Raw genomic sequence first — 14,976 nt, forward strand, 5'->3', positions numbered from 1 at the left:
GGGTGGCCACCGGAGCGCAGACCGACACCACCGGGGCGGGCCCGGCCGCACCGGTCGGCTCCCTGCTCCACATGGCCCCCGTCCGACCGGGTGGACGCGGCGAAGAAGGGTAAGTGATCCGCACACGCTCGCCCGCACCGCTACGGGAGGAACCACATGGCAGGCCTGGTCGACCGGATCAAGCAGTTCGCACGGAGTCCGCAGGGCAGGCGCGCGGCCGAGCAGGTGCGCGTCGCCGCGCAGGACCCGCGTCGGCGCGCGCAGGCGCAGCGGCTCCTGGGCAAGCTGCGCAAGCGCCCCTGACCGCGGGCCGGCGACCCGCGACCGCGGCGGACGACCGCGGCGGACGTCACGGCCCACGGCCCACGCCCCACGAGCGGCGCCCGGCGCTCGGCACCCGGCCGCACCTTCGGCCCGTGGAGGACCGCCCCGGCCCTCCACGGGGCGAGTCGCGCAGGACACGCCGCGCTCACCGGGCGCCCGCGACTGCGGCCGAACAGCGGCGGTCCGACCGCCGTCGCACCCGGTCGGGGAGCCGGAGCCGCACCGGGCAAACCGCACGTCGGACGCCCGTACATGCGTTTGACGGCGTCCCCGCGGGGTCGAAACGCCGATGGTTCGGCCATCATGGGCGCGACACCGTCCGGGTCGTCAGTCCCACCCCTCCCGTGCGCTCTTCCCGCACGTGACGAAACGGCCCGCAGCACATCGGAAGCAGACACACATGGCACTCCCCACGGCCCGCACGGCGGCCGCCCCGCGGGCACTCCCGGCCCGCGTCACCCCGGAGCCGGCCCCATGAGCGCGGGCCGCATCCCGGGCCTGATCCTCCCCGTCGTCCTGCTGTGCGCCCTGCTGGTGGGCCTCGTCTGGTACTGGATGCACCGGGACGACGAATGAGCGGCGCCCCGGCCCGGGACCACCGCCTCCGGCCCCGGGCGCGCCGCCGGTCGCGCGGGGCACACCACCCGCTCGGGGAAGGTTCACCCCTCGCCCCGAGACGGCAGCGCCGTAGTACGCGACCCGCCCGATGATCAAGGCCATCACTGCGAGTGCAAGGTCACAGCCCTGCCCACTGCTGCACGTTTGCCACCCTGCCCTAGCATCCGAGCATGACGGTCCTGCCTGACGACGGGCTCCCCCTGGCCGCCGAGTTCCCCGAAACGACCCATGAGCAGTGGCGCCACCTGGTGTCCGGAGTGCTGCGCAAGTCGGGCCGGGAACTGTCTGGCGAGGCAGCGGAGGACGCCCTGTCCACCGCGCTGGAGGACGGGCTCCGCACCCGGCCCCTCTACACCGCGCACCACTCATCGCCCGACGCCGGCTTCCCCGGTTTCGCCCCGTTCGTCCGCGGCGGCAGCGCCGCGGGCACCCTGGCCGGCGGCTGGGACGTACGGCAGCGGCACGCGACCACCGAGGCCGGCGCGGCGCTGGCCGACCTGGAGAACGGCGTCGGCTCGCTGTGGCTCGTGGTGGGCGACGACGGCATTCCGGTCCCGTCGCTGGGCCAGGTGCTCGACGGCGTGTACCTCGACCTGGCCCCCGTCGTCCTCGACGCGGGACGCGACGTCGAGCCCGCCGCGCGTGAACTGCTGCGGCTGTTCGAGGAGCGGGGTGTCGCCCACGAGGCGGCGCGCGGCAACCTGGGAGGCGACCCGCTCGGCCACGAGGCACGCACCGGCGAGGCCCTCGACCACACCGCGGTGACCCGTCTCGCCCTGCTGTGCGCGCGGACGTATCCGGGGCTGCGGGCCCTCACCGTGGACGCGTTGCCGTACCACGAGGCGGGCGGCTCGGCCGCTCAGGAACTCGGCTGCTCGCTGGCGACCGGTCTGGCCAACCTGCGTGAGCTGACCGCGGCCGGACTGACGGTCGGCCAGGCCTGCGCGCAGATGGAGTTCCGCTACGCGGCCACCGCGGACCAGTTCCTCACCATCGCCAAGCTGCGCGCGGCCCGCAGGCTGTGGGCCCGGGTCGCCGAGGTGTGCGGGGCGCCCGAGGCGGGTGCCCAGGTGCAGCACGCGGTGACCTCCCCCGTGATGATGACGCGCCGCGACCCGTGGGTGAACATGCTGCGGACGACGATCGCCACACTCGCGGCCGGAGCCGGCGGCGCCGACTCCGTGACCGTGCTGCCCTTCGACCACGCGCTCGGCCTGCCGGACGCGTTCGCCCGCCGGATCGCCCGCAACACGTCGACGATCCTGGTGGAGGAGTCCCACCTGTCCCGGGTCATCGATCCCGCGGGCGGTTCCTGGTACGTCGAGAAGCTCACCGACGAACTCGCCCACGCGGGCTGGGAGTTCTTCCAGCGGATCGAGAAGGAGGGCGGCCAGGCCGCCGCCCTGCGCTCGGGACTCGTGCGGGAGGCCCTGGCGGCCACCTGGGCGGAGCGCAGCGCGAAGCTCGCGCGGCGGCGCGAACCCGTCACCGGCGTCAGCGAGTTCCCCCATCTCGACGAGCGCCCGGTGGAGCGCAGGCCCGCCCCCGAGCCCCCCGCCGGCGGTCTGCCGCGCGTGCGGCGCGACGAGGCGTTCGAGGCGCTGCGGGCCCGCTCCGACGCCCACCTCGCGGCCACCGGTGCCCGGCCGCGGATCTTCCTCGCGGCGCTCGGTCCGGCCGCCGCGCACACGGCCCGCCTCACCTTCGCCTCGAACCTGTTCCAGGCGGGCGGCATCGAGCCCGTCACCGACGGCGCCTTCGAGGACAGCGGCGCCACCGAGGCGTGTCTGTGCTCCAGCGACGCCCTGTACGAGGAGCGCGCCGCCGAGGTGGCCGGGGCCCTGCGGGAGGCGGGCGCCGGGCATGTGTCCCTCGCCGGCCGTCCGGGCGAGTACCCGGGTGTCGACGCCTTTGTCTTCGCGGGCTGCGACGCCGTCGCCGTGCTCGGTGCCGCCCTCGACCGAATGGGAGTGTCCTGATGGGAATCCCCGACTTCTCCGGTGTCCCCCTGGGGACGCCCACCGCCGACGGCGGTCCCGACGAGTGGCGTGCGGCCCTCGACAAGGAGACCGGCGGCAGCGGTGTCGGCTGGGAGACGCCCGAGGGCATCACGGTCGAGCCGCTGTACACGGGGCGTGACCTGGAAGGGCTGGACTTCCTCGGCACCTTCCCCGGCGCGGCCCCCTTCCTGCGCGGCCCGTACCCCACGATGTACGTCAACCAGCCCTGGACCATCCGGCAGTACGCCGGCTTCTCGACCGCGGAGGAGTCCAACGCCTTCTACCGGCGGAACCTGGCGGCCGGTCAGAAGGGCCTCTCCGTCGCCTTCGACCTGCCGACCCACCGCGGCTACGACAGCGACCATCCCCGGGTGACGGGCGACGTCGGCATGGCGGGCGTGGCCATCGACTCCATCTACGACATGCGGCAGCTCTTCGACGGCATCCCGTTGGACAGGATGACCGTGTCGATGACGATGAACGGCGCCGTCCTGCCCGTCCTCGCGCTGTACATCGTGGCGGCCGAGGAACAGGGCGTGGCGCCCGAGAAGCTGGCCGGGACCATCCAGAACGACATCCTCAAGGAGTTCATGGTCCGCAACACCTACATCTATCCGCCGAAGCCGTCGATGCGGATCATCTCCGACATCTTCGCGTACACCTCGCAGCGGATGCCCCGCTACAACTCCATCTCCATCTCCGGCTACCACATCCAGGAGGCAGGGGCCACGGCCGACCTGGAGCTGGCGTACACGCTCGCGGACGGCGTCGAGTACATCAGGGCGGGCCGGGAGGCGGGGCTGGACGTCGACGCCTTCGCGCCGCGGCTCTCCTTCTTCTGGGCGATCGGCATGAACTTCTTCATGGAGATCGCCAAGTTGCGCGCGGCGCGCCTGCTGTGGGCGAAGCTGGTGGGGCAGTTCGACCCGCAGAACGCCAAGTCGCTGTCCCTGCGCACCCATTCGCAGACCTCGGGCTGGTCGCTGACCGCGCAGGACGTGTTCAACAACGTGACCCGTACGTGCGTGGAGGCCATGGCCGCCACGCAGGGCCACACCCAGTCGCTGCACACCAACGCGCTCGACGAGGCCCTCGCGCTGCCGACCGACTTCTCGGCGCGCATCGCACGCAACACCCAGCTGCTCCTCCAGCAGGAGTCCGGCACGACCCGCGTCATCGACCCGTGGGGCGGCAGCGCGTACGTCGAGAAGCTCACGCACGACCTCGCCCGACGCGCCTGGCAGCACATCCAGGAGGTCGAGGCGGCCGGCGGCATGGCGCAGGCCATCGACGCCGGCATCCCGAAGCTGCGGGTGGAGGAGGCCGCGGCCCGCACGCAGGCCCGCATCGACTCCGGGCGCCAGCCGGTCATCGGCGTGAACAAGTACCGCGTGGAGACCGACGAGAAGATCGACGTGCTCAAGGTCGACAACTCCTCGGTGCGGACGCAGCAGATCGAGAAGCTGCGCCGGCTGCGGGCCGAGCGCGACGAGGGGCGCTGCCAGGACGCGCTGGACGCCCTGACCCGGGCGGCGGCGGGCACCGGGAACCTGCTGGAGCTGGCCGTCGACGCGGCCCGCGCCATGGCCACCGTGGGCGAGATCTCGGACGCCCTGGAGAAGGTCTACGGACGGCACGCGGGGCAGATCCGTACGATCTCGGGTGTGTACCGCACCGAAGCAGGCGAGTCCCCGTCCGTGGCGCGCACGCGGACTCTCGTGGACTCCTTCGACGAGGCCGAGGGCCGCCGTCCGCGCATCCTGGTCGCCAAGATGGGCCAGGACGGCCACGACCGCGGCCAGAAGGTCATCGCGAGCGCCTTCGCCGACCTGGGCTTCGACGTCGACGTCGGCCCGCTGTTCCAGACGCCCGCCGAGGTGGCCCGTCAGGCGGTGGAGGCCGACGTGCACATCGTCGGCGTCTCCTCGCTGGCCGCGGGGCACCTGACCCTGGTGCCCGCGCTGCGCGAGGAACTGGCGGCGGAGGGCCGCGAGGACATCATGATCGTGGTCGGCGGGGTGATCCCGCCGCAGGACGTGCCGACGCTGCTGGAGATGGGCGCGGCGGCCGTGTTCCCGCCCGGGACGGTGATCCCGGACGCGGCGTACGACCTCGTCGAGCGGCTCTCGGCCGGTCTCGGGCACGACCTGTGATCGAACTCGACACCTACGTCAAGGGTGTTCTCGACGGCAGGCGGGCGCTCGTCGCGCGCGCCATCACGCTCGTCGAGTCCACCCGGCCCCAGCACCGGGCGCTGGCGCAGGAGTTGCTGACCGAGCTGCTCCCGCACAGCGGCAGGGCACGGCGGATCGGCATCAGCGGGGTCCCGGGCGTGGGCAAGTCGACGTTCATCGACGCGTTCGGGACGCTGCTGACCTCGCTCGGTCACCGGGTCGCGGTGCTCGCCGTCGACCCGTCGTCCAGCCGGACGGGCGGCTCGATCCTCGGCGACAAGACCCGGATGGAGCGCCTGGCCGTCGACCCGGCCGCCTTCGTCCGGCCCTCCCCGACCGCGGGCACGCTCGGCGGGGTCGCCAAGGCGACCCGCGAGTCGATCGTGGTGATGGAGGCGGCCGGGTACGACGTGGTCCTGGTGGAGACGGTGGGAGTCGGCCAGTCCGAGACCGCCGTGGCGAACATGGTCGACTCGTTCCTGCTGCTGACCCTCGCGCGCACCGGTGACCAGCTCCAGGGCATCAAGAAGGGTGTGCTGGAGCTGGCCGACGTGCTCGCGGTCAACAAGGCGGACGGTCCGCACGAGCGGGACGCCCGGTCGGCGGCGCGCGAACTGGCGGGCGCGCTGCGGCTTATGCATCCGGCGGACGCCGCGTGGACGCCGCCCGTGCTGAGTTGCAGCGCCCGTGAGGGGACCGGGCTGGACGCCGTGTGGGAGCGGCTGGAGCAGCACCGCGACCTGCTCGACTCGACCGGACGCCTCGCCGCCAAGCGGCGCGACCAGCAGGTCGACTGGACGTGGACGATGGTCCGCGACGAACTCCTCGGCCGCCTGCACGCCGATCCTGCCGTACGGTCCCTGGCGCCCGGTCTCGAACAGCAGGTCAGGGAGGGCGGGTTGACGGCCACGCTCGCCGCGGAGCGGATCCTGCGGGCGTTCAGCGGCGGACCCGGGCAGGACGGCGGCACCGCGTCGGGCTGACCTCCCGCGTGCCCTCGGCGGGCTCGGCACGGGGCGTTGCCCGTGGCGCGCCTGAGGGTCTTGCCGGTGGCGCGCCGCACGTGCGCGTTGCCCGGTCGCCGGTGCCGTCGGTGGCCATGCCCTCGGCCGGGTCGTGCCGAGCCGCACGGAGAGGGCAGAACTGGCGTTCCCTGACGCGTCGTTCGACATGGATGGCACGACCTGGCCGCGCACTGGCCGGTTCTGATCGAACTGGCCGGATGACCACTGCGGGCGCGTCCCGGCTCTACCTTCGAGAGAAGGCAGGACCACGGAAACGACGCGAGGATCCCCACACGTGCACGACGCCCCGATCTACGCCCAGCTGATCTCAGAACGCGGCGACATACCGATGCTGGTCCGCAGCGAGGCCCATCGCCTGCAGCGCGACTTCGAGTGGATCCTCAGCTGGGATCCGTCGACGGGCGGACCGCTGCCCTCCTCGGCCGCGCGCCTGGCCGCCGGACACGGTTCCCCCCTCGCCTCCGGAACCGAACCCGACCAGCGGCTCGATCGGCTCGATCATCCGCCGGAGCCCTCCCGCACCCCGGCGAGGCGGCGACGCGCGCTGCCCGGCACGGGCTGACGGCGGTCCCGAGACCCCCGGCGGACCGGTAGGCGACGGCGGATCGGGCACGGCCGCACGGCGGGGGCCGTCCCCGTACCGGCGTACCGGCGTACCGGCGTACCGGCGTACCGGCGTACCGGCGTACCGGCGTACCGGGATGATCCGGCGACCATGCGCCGTGGCCGTCGGCGGGTGTCCGCCGGCCATCCGCCGGGGTGGCCCGGGACAGCCGCGAGCCGGGGGTGGCCGGGGCAGCCGGTGGCCGGGACGGCCTCAAGCCTCAGACCTCAGGTCTCGGCCCCGACCGCCGGCCAGGCGCGGCGCCCGGCGAGGTCGAGGACCAGGGCGGCGATGTTCCAGGCATCGTCCTCGCCCCGGTGGTGCCGGCCCTCCAGCGGCAGGCCCGCGATGCGCAGCGCCTGCGCCATCCCGGGGCGTTTGCGCAGCCCGTGCGCCCGGGTGAAGACCGCCTTGGCGTTGGTGTGCCGGTGGCCGAAGGGGTACGGGACGTCCGCCGCCGCGCACTGGCGGGTGAACTGGTGGCGGTCGTAGTCGCCCCAACTGGCCCACGGCCGCTCGCCCGCGCCGTGCCGGGCCGCCAGCAGCCTGCAGGCCTCGGCGAACCCGATGCCTGCCGCGACCTCCTCCTGCGTGAGACCGGTCAGCTCGGTGCAGAAGGCGCTGACGGTGGAGCGGGCCGGAGCCACCACGAACCGGTGCTTCCCGACCCGTTCGGCCTTGTCCAGGTCGACGACCGTCAGGCCTATCTCGATGATCTCCGAGACGGCGCCCGGCGGGGGCTGCCCCTCCCAGCAGGTCGCCTCGACATCGACGACGTTCAGCAGTCCCCCGAAGCTGTCCATGGCGGCGAGCCTAGGCGGGCGTACCGGCCCGGAGCACCTGGTTTTCCGTGCCCCGCGGCACCCGCCCGGTGCCGGGCGGGGCGCCGGTGTCCTGCGGGGCCGCCGTCCGGGAGGGAGAATCGGCGCATGTCAGATGACCGGGCACCGGCGGACCGCTGGACCGTCGCCGCCGACGGAGGACGGCCGGAGGGGCGTACGTGCTCCCACACGGAACGGGCGGCCGACGGCCTCGGCGCCTTTGACGGCCGTGGCTGCGAGGAGTGCGTCGCGGCGGGCAGCACCTGGGTGCACCTGCGGATGTGCCTGGTGTGCGGCCACGTGGGGTGCTGCGACAGCTCGCGCGGCGCACACGCCACGGCCCACTACGAGAGGTCGGGCCACCCGCTGGTCCGGTCGGTGGAACCCGGGGAGACCTGGGCGTGGTGCTACACCGACGAGGTCTTCCTCCTGCCGGCCGGCCCCTGACCCGCACGCCTGCGGGCGACCGCGTCCCGGGACTCCGGAGGGGCGGGCGGCCGGGGCGCGGGACGGGCCGCACCGCGCCGAGCGGCCCTCCCGATCAGCGCGCCGCTCCCCCCGCGCGTCCCTTCCGACGAGCCCGTACACCCTCCGCGGGCCCATCCCCGTACGCCCCCGTCGCCCGGCGGAGCGTCACGGGCCACCACGACCGTACGTGCCATCCTGAGAGTGGTGATCATGAAGCGGATCGGAGGAAGAACGGCAGCGTGAGGACAGTGACACGGCCGGGCGACACCCGGATCCGGGACCGGTTCGCGGCATCCGATCCCGGACTGCTGCGGCTCATGGCCGGGCTGCGGACCGTGGGTGCCATCGCGCTCACCCTGGCGGTCCTGTGGGGGTTCGGGGCCAACGTGAACTACATGGTGTCCGGCGCGATGGCGTCCATGGTCTCCACCTTCGCCGTCAAGGAGAAGCGCCGGCGCGGGCAGGCCGTGACCCTCGCGCTCGGCCTGCCCGCGGCGTTCGCGGCCGTGACCCTCGGAGCCCTGCTGAACACGAGGGTCGTCGCGGGCGACTTCGTCTTCCTGGCCCTGATCTTCGTGGCGGTGTACTGCCGCCGGTTCGGCGAACGCGGCACGGCGCTCGGGCTCATCGCGTTCCAGCTCTACTTCGTGGCCCTGTTCGTCGGTGCCGTCCCCTCCGACCTGCCGAAGATCTTCGCGACCCTGGCCATCGGTTTCGCCTGCAGCGCCGTGGTGCGCTTCGGTCTCGTGGTCGAGACCCCCGAACGTGTCCTGATCCGCCTGCGCAAAGCCTTCCGGGCCCGGCTGGTCTTCCTGGTGTCGGCCCAGATCGATCTGCTGGACGCCGGACCCGACGGCGTCGAGAAGGCCCTGGAGGGGCTGCGCCGGAGCACGGCGCGCCTCCACGAGAGCGCCATGCTGATCCAGGGGCGCCTGGAGGAGGGGACCGACGACGACACGACGGCCGCGCTGGTCCAGCGGCGTGTCGCCGAGGCGGAGATCGCCGCCGAACGCCTGAGCATGCTCCTCCTCACGGCCCGCAGCGAGGAACGGGCCGAGACGCTCACCCTCCATCTGCCGAACGCGCCCGTGCCGGAGACCACCCACCGGCTGGGCGCCCCGGAGGACGTCGAGCGGCTGGCCCGCCGCGACCTGGAGGCCCTGCGGCTGCTCGTGGCGCGCTCCGGCTCCGACGAGCACGGCAGCGCGGTCGCCCACGTGCGCAACCGGCTGCTCGGCTACCGGGACGAGGAGAACCTGCCGGACGCCTCCGCCGCCGTCCAGGACATGTTCCGCGGCATCGGCGAGCTGGCGCGCACCGTGCTCGGGCTTCGGCTGGCGCTCGACGGACCGCAGGACGAGACGTACGACGCCCCCGCGACGACCCGGTCCCGCGAGGAGCTGGACGCCGAGGACGCCTCCATCGCCGGGGCCATCGAGGCCGAGGAGGAGGAAGAGCCCACGGGGCTGCGCCGGCCCTCCACGCGTACGGCGGTCCAGGTGTCCGTGGGTTCCGCCCTCGCCATCATCGGCGGCGAGCTCCTCTCCGCCCAGCGCTGGTACTGGGCGGTGCTGACCTGCTGGGTCGTCTTCCTCAACACGGGGTCGACGGGGGAGATCCTGGTCAAGGGCTCCCGCAGGCTGCTGGGGACCCTGCTCGGCGTCATCGCGGGCGCGGCGCTCGCGCAGGTGGTGGGCAACCACACCTGGACCGCGTTCGTGCTCGTACTGGTGCTGATCTTCCTGATGTACTTCACGGCCCCGCTGTCCTACCTGCTGACGTCGTTCTTCGTCACGGCGATGCTGGGGCTGCTGTACACGCTCCTCAACACCTACAGCCCCGCGGTGCTCGTCCTGCGCATCGAGGAGACCGCGCTCGGGGCGGCCTGCGGCATCTTCGCGGCCGCGTTCGTCCTGCCCGTGCCGACCGACCACCGCACCGACGAACTCCTCGCGTCCGTGCTGGAGCGGCTCGGCGAGGTCAGCAGCGCGGCCGTGGATCAGCTCAGCGGCGGGTCCGTGCTGGACCTGCTCGACAAGTCCCGTGAACTGGACACGGCGCTGGACGAACTGCGCGCGTCCACCAAGCCGCTGACCCACCCGGTCACGCCGCTGCGCAGCCGCCGGCAGACCGCCCGCTACCTGGTCGCCCTGCTGGAGACCTGCGCGTACCACGCACGTGTGCTCGCCGCGACGGCCGAACTGCTCCCCTACAGCAAGAAGGTGGCCGCGGACCCCCGGCTCAAGGGCGCGGGGCGGCACATCGCGCACAACATCGACGTCCTCGTGGCCCGGGTCGAGGAGGGTGCGAGCTCCGAGGCGGCCGAGGGCGGCGCGAGCCTCACCTCGCTGCTGGAGACGAAGGACCGGGCGGCTCTCCCCCGGCACGACCGGGTCACCGACCGGGTGCTGCGGCACCTGCAGCGCCTGGACGAGGGAGTGATCGGACTGGCCAGGCCCCTCGGGGTGTCCGTCGCCACTCCCGAGGGGCATCCGTCCAGGACCGCGGCCTCCTGATCCGGCGGGTCAGCCGGAGACCTCCGGGGCCCACACCCTCTCCGCGTAGTCCGCGAAGTTCCTGCCGAGGATCTTCTCGATGCGCTCCGAGCCGTATCCGCGCGCCTCCAGGAGGCGGACGAGCTCACGGAACTGGTCCACCCCGCGCAGGTCGAGCACGAAGGGCAGGGTGTCGCTCCGCTCCCCCGCCGCGCCGACCCCGGCCGCGCTGCGCAGGGCGACGTGTTCGGCGAGGTGGGTCCGGTAGGAGTCGAGGTCGTCGATGGACGTGATGGTTCCGTCGGTGCCGATGCCGACGTGGTCCTCTCCGCACACATTGACGGCGTGCACGATGTGGTCGACGACGTCCGCGGCCGTGGCGTGGCCGGAGACGTTGAGGAAGGGCATGAAGTAGATCCCGACGAAGCCGCCGCGCGAGGCCACCAGCCTCAGTTCCTCGTCGGTCTTGTTGCGGGGCAGGTCGGCCAGCGCGCGGCAGCCCGTGTGGTTGATGGACACGGGTGTGCGCGAGAGCTTCGCCGCCTCGAGGCAGGTGCGCTCGCCGCTGTGGGAGAGGTCGACCATGAGGTGGTGCTCGTTGAGCGCCTCGACGACGTTGCGGCCGAACCCGGTCAGGCCGCGGTTCCCGGGGGCCATGGAGCCGTCGCCGATGTGGTTGGCCTGGTTGTAGGTGAGCTGGACGACGCGTACGCCCCGGTCGGCGAAGGTGGCGACGCGGCCGGTGTCCTCGCCGACGGCGACGGCGTTCTGGAAGCCGTAGATGACGCCGATCCGGCCCTCCTCGCGGGCCCGGTGCAGATCGGCGGCGGTACGGATCTTCGTGAGGTCGGCCGCGTTGTCGCGGATGATCGCGTCCCACACGTCGAGTTCGTGCAGCGTGTGCTCGTAGGGCGGCAGGTCGCCCAGGGTGTAGCCCAGCGTGATGTTGACCGCGGTGAGGCCGGAGGCGTGGGCGTCCGCCAGGGTCCGCGCGTCGATGGTGAGTTGCTCGCTCGACTGGTTCAACTCGGCGGCGGCGTCGGCGGAGCGCGGCGCGTTCGGGTTGTCGAGCTGCCCCAGCGCGTTGATGATCATGGGCATGGCGGTCATCGGGTCTCCTCGACACGGTGGGACTGTCCGGCGGGGCCGTTGCCGGGGACGAACGCGGCGCGCTCGAAGCGGCGGCCCCGCTTGACCGTGAGCGTGATCGTGCGCAGATTGCCGATGTCCTGGAGCGGATCGTCCTCCAGGACGGCGAAGTTGGCGAGTTTGCCCGCCTCGACGCTGCCCATGAGGTGCTCGGCCCCGGCGCTGCGGGCGCCGATCAGGGTCGCCGAGCGCAGCACGTCCTCGGTCGGGATTCCGCAGCGGTGGACGAGGAAGGCCAACTCCTCGTACAGGGCGGGGAACGGGTCGGCGGGGTCGGTCTCGTAGTCCGTGCCCGTGCAGATGTCGACGCCCGCACGGTGGGCCTGCGCGGTGAGGGTCGCGGCGAGATCCGTGTTGGCGGCCGCGCGGGCCGCGTCCTGCGGGCCCTCTCCGGCCAGGGCGTCGCTCGCCCACATCGCGGAGGTCGCGTCCAGGACGGTTCCGCGCTCGCGCATCAGGGCGAAGAGCTCCTCGACGCCGGGGTCGTCGCCGCCCGCGAACCGTGCGTGGTCGACGGCGGGCTTGTTCTTGTAGCTGGTCAACCGCCCGTCGGCGCCGTCGAAGGCGAGCAGGGTCACGTGCGAGACGGTGTCCACGCCGGACAGGACCACCTGCCGGGGAGTGGCTGGGAAGACGGTGGCGTGGGCCCAGACGGGGATGCCCTGCCGGTGCGCCTCGGCGGTGATCGCCTCGACGGTCGCGTGGTCGAGGTCGGCGTAGACCTTGATTGCGGCGGCGTGGGTGCCGCGCGCGAGGGCCACGGCGATGCGCAGGTCGCTCTCCTCGGTGACGGCCTGCATCCAGGGCACGGTGCCCGGGATCTCGCCCTGGGAGACCTGGTGCGTGCGCGGGTCGTCGAAGAAGCCGGGTCCCGCCATCAGCGCGGCGTAGCGGATGTCGGGGCCGGGGATCTCGCCGACGAGGGAGGCCCTGGCGAGGTCCCCGACCTGGCGCAGGTCGTCGGCCATGTCGCGGATGGCGGTGACGCCGCTGTGGACGAGTCGGTCGAGCACCGCTTCCGCGGCCGGCCGGTCGGGAGGGGTGGCGATGTGCTGGTGGGTGTCGATCAGACCGGGAATGACGAAGCGGCCGCCGAGGTCGTGGACCTCCGCGTCCGCCGGCAGGTCGGTGCCGGCCTCGGAGTCGTCCAGCACGGCGCGGATCGTGGCGCCCTCGACCACGATCGAGGCCGATCTCCTGGGCGGACGTCCGGTGCCGTCGAACAGGGTCGCGTTCCGGTAGACCGCGACCGCGCCCTCCGGCGGGGGCGCGTAGGGGGTCGGAGCGCCCGGGGCCTCGTGGGTCATCTTCACCTCATGCTGTACTCGCCACATGCATTGTTACGCTGTACGTAACACATGTCTTGCTGGTTGAAACATGGGCTACCGTACGCCCGTACCCCCGACGCCACAAGGAGTGGTCGGATTGCCCGAAGCGCCCCGCACGGCCGTGGACAAGGCCCTGGACCTCGTGGAGGCCGTGGCCCGCGCGTCCCGGCCGCCACGCCTCACCGATCTGGCCGAGGAGGTCGGACTGCACCGCGCGACCGCCTATCGCGTCCTTCTGGACCTGGTCCGGCGCGGCTGGGTGCTGCGCGCGGGCGACCGCTATCTGCCGGGCACCGCGATCCTGCGGCTGTCGTCGCAGGCCGCCCGGAACTCGCTCGGGGCCCTGGCGCGACCGGTCCTCCTCGACCTGTCCGACCGCACGGGCATGATGGTCAACCTCCAGGTGCCCGAGGCCGACCGCTCCCGCGTGATCGACGTCGTGCGCCCCGACCGCCTCGCCATGATCAGCCGCCTGATCGGCGAGGCCCTGCCCGTGCACCGCTTCGCGGGGCCGCTCGCCCTCGTCGCCGCACTCGCCCCCGCCGACCGCGCCCCCTACCTCCGGGCGGCCGAGGAGGCCGGCCACCTGCTGACGGGGCCCGAGGGACTGCTGGCCGACATCGAGCGCACCGAGCGGACCGGCTTCGCGGTGGAGTACGGGCGCAACGAGCAACCCGTCGCCTCCCTCAGCCGCGCCGTCGTCCCCCGCCCGGGCGCTCCCGTCTGCGCGCTGACCCTGGTCGGGCTCGGCCCGGAGTTCGACGACGAGCGGCTGCCCGGGCTGCGAACCCTGCTGCGCGGGGCCGCCGACGAACTGGCCCGGGTGCTGTCCTCCCCGGGGGAGCCGGCCGAGTCCTCGCCGCCCACGCCGACCGACGAGTCGCCGGACGGTGCACGATGACCGGGGTCCTGTTCCTCGACGGCGCCCGGACACGGGCCGCCCTCGAACCGCGACGCCTCCTGGACGCCGTGACCACGGCACTGATCGCGATCGCCCGCGACGAGGTCTCCGCGCCACCGCGCATCGCCGCCCGCGCGCCGGGCGGCCTGCTGGGCGCCATGCCCGGTCACGTTCCCGGGCTGGGGCTCGCCGCGAAACTCGTGTCCGTGTTCGCCGATCCGCTGCAGCCCGGACGCAGCGGCCACCGGGGCTTCGTCGCCCTGTTCGACGCCGTCGACGGGCGTCCCGTCGCCCTCATGGACGCCGAGCCCCTCACCGAGGCGCGCACGGCGGCCACCGCTACCGTCGGCGCCCGCGCCCTGGCCCGCCCCGGCGCCTCTCGGGTCGCGGTCGTCGGAACCGGCGCCCAGGCCCGCGCGCAGGTCGGTCTGCTCGCGGCGCTCGATCCCGCGACCCCCGTCGTGGTCGCGGGCCGGGACCCGCGACGCGCCGAGGAGGTCGCGGCGCTCCACCCGGCGGCGCGGGCCGCGGCGGACATCGAGGAGGCGGTCCGCGGGGCCGACACCGTGTTCTGCTGCACCGGGGCCGTCCGTCCGGTGATCGACCGCGGCTGGCTCCTGCCCGGCGCGCACGTCGGCTCGGTCGGCGGCTCCCACGGTCCCGAGGTGGACGCCGGCACCGTCCGGGACGCGGCCCTCTTCGCCGAATGGCCCGGCGCCGCCACGACCCCTCCGCCCTCCGGCGCCCACGAGTTGCAGGGCCTGCCTCCGGATCGGCGTGTCACCCTGCTGGGTTCCGTCCTCGGCGGCGACCTCCCGGGCAGGCCGGACGAGGAAGGGATCACCCTGTTCAAGTCCACCGGCCACGCGGCGCTGGACGTGGCCGCCGCGCATGTCGCGCACGCCGTCGCCACCTCGCGCGGCTGGGGGACCCTCCTCGACATGTGACGGGGCCGCCCGGTGTGGGCACCCTGGGCGGGGCCGCGCCCGCCAGGGCCGTTCGCCACGGCGGGAGTCCACACGCATGGCGTGGCGTCGGGCCGGCACCAGGAGTTCCTGGTGCCGGCCCG

The 14,976-nt window shown here is 73.6% G+C and carries 12 protein-coding genes; 9 read left to right on the top strand and 3 right to left on the bottom strand.

Annotation, left to right across the window (positions count from 1 at the left end; genetic code table 11):
* The first annotated feature begins 156 nt into the window (after positions 1-156).
* The 5 genes from IE265_RS28530 (at position 157) to IE265_RS28550 (ending at position 6,703) form a co-directional block, all read left to right on the top strand.
* Positions 157-303: a hypothetical protein gene (locus IE265_RS28530; RefSeq protein ID WP_190038582.1), complete on the top strand. Its 147-nt coding sequence runs from the start codon at positions 157-159 to the stop codon at positions 301-303.
* An 809-nt stretch (positions 304-1,112) separates the two neighbouring features.
* The gene (locus IE265_RS28535; protein WP_190038583.1) at positions 1,113-2,921 is read left to right on the top strand and encodes a methylmalonyl-CoA mutase family protein; all 1,809 of its coding nucleotides are present in this window, start codon (positions 1,113-1,115) and stop codon (positions 2,919-2,921) included.
* Positions 2,921-5,095: a methylmalonyl-CoA mutase gene (gene scpA, locus IE265_RS28540; RefSeq protein ID WP_190038584.1), complete on the top strand. Its 2,175-nt coding sequence runs from the start codon at positions 2,921-2,923 to the stop codon at positions 5,093-5,095. The genes IE265_RS28535 and scpA overlap by 1 nt, the downstream gene beginning before the upstream one ends.
* Positions 5,092-6,099: a methylmalonyl Co-A mutase-associated GTPase MeaB gene (gene meaB, locus IE265_RS28545; protein WP_190038585.1), complete on the top strand. Its 1,008-nt coding sequence runs from the start codon at positions 5,092-5,094 to the stop codon at positions 6,097-6,099. Before scpA ends, meaB begins: the two co-directional genes overlap by 4 nt.
* A gap of 316 nt (positions 6,100-6,415) precedes the next feature.
* Positions 6,416-6,703: a hypothetical protein gene (locus tag IE265_RS28550; protein ID WP_190038586.1), complete on the top strand. Its 288-nt coding sequence runs from the start codon at positions 6,416-6,418 to the stop codon at positions 6,701-6,703.
* 269 nt (positions 6,704-6,972) lie between these two features.
* Here IE265_RS28550 and IE265_RS28555 read toward each other — a convergent pair whose 3' ends face one another.
* Positions 6,973-7,548: a 3'-5' exonuclease gene (locus IE265_RS28555; protein WP_190038587.1), complete on the bottom strand. Its 576-nt coding sequence runs from the start codon at positions 7,546-7,548 to the stop codon at positions 6,973-6,975.
* A gap of 126 nt (positions 7,549-7,674) precedes the next feature.
* On the opposite strand from IE265_RS28555, the gene IE265_RS28560 reads away from it, so the two are divergent.
* Together IE265_RS28560 and IE265_RS28565 are read left to right on the top strand one after the other, a co-directional pair.
* Positions 7,675-8,013: a UBP-type zinc finger domain-containing protein gene (locus IE265_RS28560; RefSeq protein ID WP_190038588.1), complete on the top strand. Its 339-nt coding sequence runs from the start codon at positions 7,675-7,677 to the stop codon at positions 8,011-8,013.
* 260 nt (positions 8,014-8,273) lie between these two features.
* Positions 8,274-10,550, top strand: coding sequence for an FUSC family protein (locus IE265_RS28565; RefSeq protein ID WP_373303041.1), 2,277 nt, complete (start codon positions 8,274-8,276; stop codon positions 10,548-10,550).
* Between the two features lie 9 nt (positions 10,551-10,559).
* Here the strand turns inward: IE265_RS28565 and IE265_RS28570 are convergent, their stop codons facing one another.
* On the bottom strand, positions 10,560-11,639 hold the full coding sequence (locus IE265_RS28570) for a dipeptidase (RefSeq protein WP_190038589.1): 1,080 nt from the start codon (positions 11,637-11,639) through the stop codon (positions 10,560-10,562).
* Positions 11,636-12,985, bottom strand: a complete 1,350-nt coding sequence (locus IE265_RS28575; RefSeq protein ID WP_190038590.1) for an amidohydrolase family protein — start codon at positions 12,983-12,985, stop codon at positions 11,636-11,638. Before IE265_RS28575 ends, IE265_RS28570 begins: the two co-directional genes overlap by 4 nt.
* Before the next feature lie 118 nt (positions 12,986-13,103).
* Between IE265_RS28575 and IE265_RS28580 the strand changes: the two genes are divergently transcribed.
* Positions 13,104-13,907, top strand: a complete 804-nt coding sequence (locus IE265_RS28580) for an IclR family transcriptional regulator (RefSeq protein WP_229916657.1) — start codon at positions 13,104-13,106, stop codon at positions 13,905-13,907.
* Complete coding sequence (locus tag IE265_RS28585; RefSeq protein ID WP_190038591.1) at positions 13,904-14,854, top strand: ornithine cyclodeaminase family protein; 951 nt, start codon at positions 13,904-13,906, stop codon at positions 14,852-14,854. Before IE265_RS28580 ends, IE265_RS28585 begins: the two co-directional genes overlap by 4 nt.
* The last annotated feature ends 122 nt before the right edge of the window (positions 14,855-14,976 follow it).

Origin of the sequence: Streptomyces fructofermentans, from assembly GCF_014651055.1 — a bacterium.
Lineage (GTDB): Bacteria > Actinomycetota > Actinomycetes > Streptomycetales > Streptomycetaceae > Streptomyces > Streptomyces fructofermentans.

What these genes read in the sequence shown, in the direction of transcription:
- IE265_RS28530 (WP_190038582.1), top strand. Translation starts at nt 157, where the DNA reads ATGGCAGGCCTGGTCGACCGGATCAAGCAGTTCGCACGGAGTCCGCAG.
- IE265_RS28535 (WP_190038583.1), top strand. Translation starts at nt 1,113, where the DNA reads ATGACGGTCCTGCCTGACGACGGGCTCCCCCTGGCCGCCGAGTTCCCC.
- scpA (WP_190038584.1), top strand. Translation starts at nt 2,921, where the DNA reads ATGGGAATCCCCGACTTCTCCGGTGTCCCCCTGGGGACGCCCACCGCC.
- IE265_RS28555 (WP_190038587.1), bottom strand. Translation starts at nt 7,548, where the DNA reads ATGGACAGCTTCGGGGGACTGCTGAACGTCGTCGATGTCGAGGCGACC.
- IE265_RS28560 (WP_190038588.1), top strand. Translation starts at nt 7,675, where the DNA reads ATGTCAGATGACCGGGCACCGGCGGACCGCTGGACCGTCGCCGCCGAC.
- IE265_RS28570 (WP_190038589.1), bottom strand. Translation starts at nt 11,639, where the DNA reads ATGACCGCCATGCCCATGATCATCAACGCGCTGGGGCAGCTCGACAAC.
- IE265_RS28575 (WP_190038590.1), bottom strand. Translation starts at nt 12,985, where the DNA reads ATGACCCACGAGGCCCCGGGCGCTCCGACCCCCTACGCGCCCCCGCCG.
- IE265_RS28585 (WP_190038591.1), top strand. Translation starts at nt 13,904, where the DNA reads ATGACCGGGGTCCTGTTCCTCGACGGCGCCCGGACACGGGCCGCCCTC.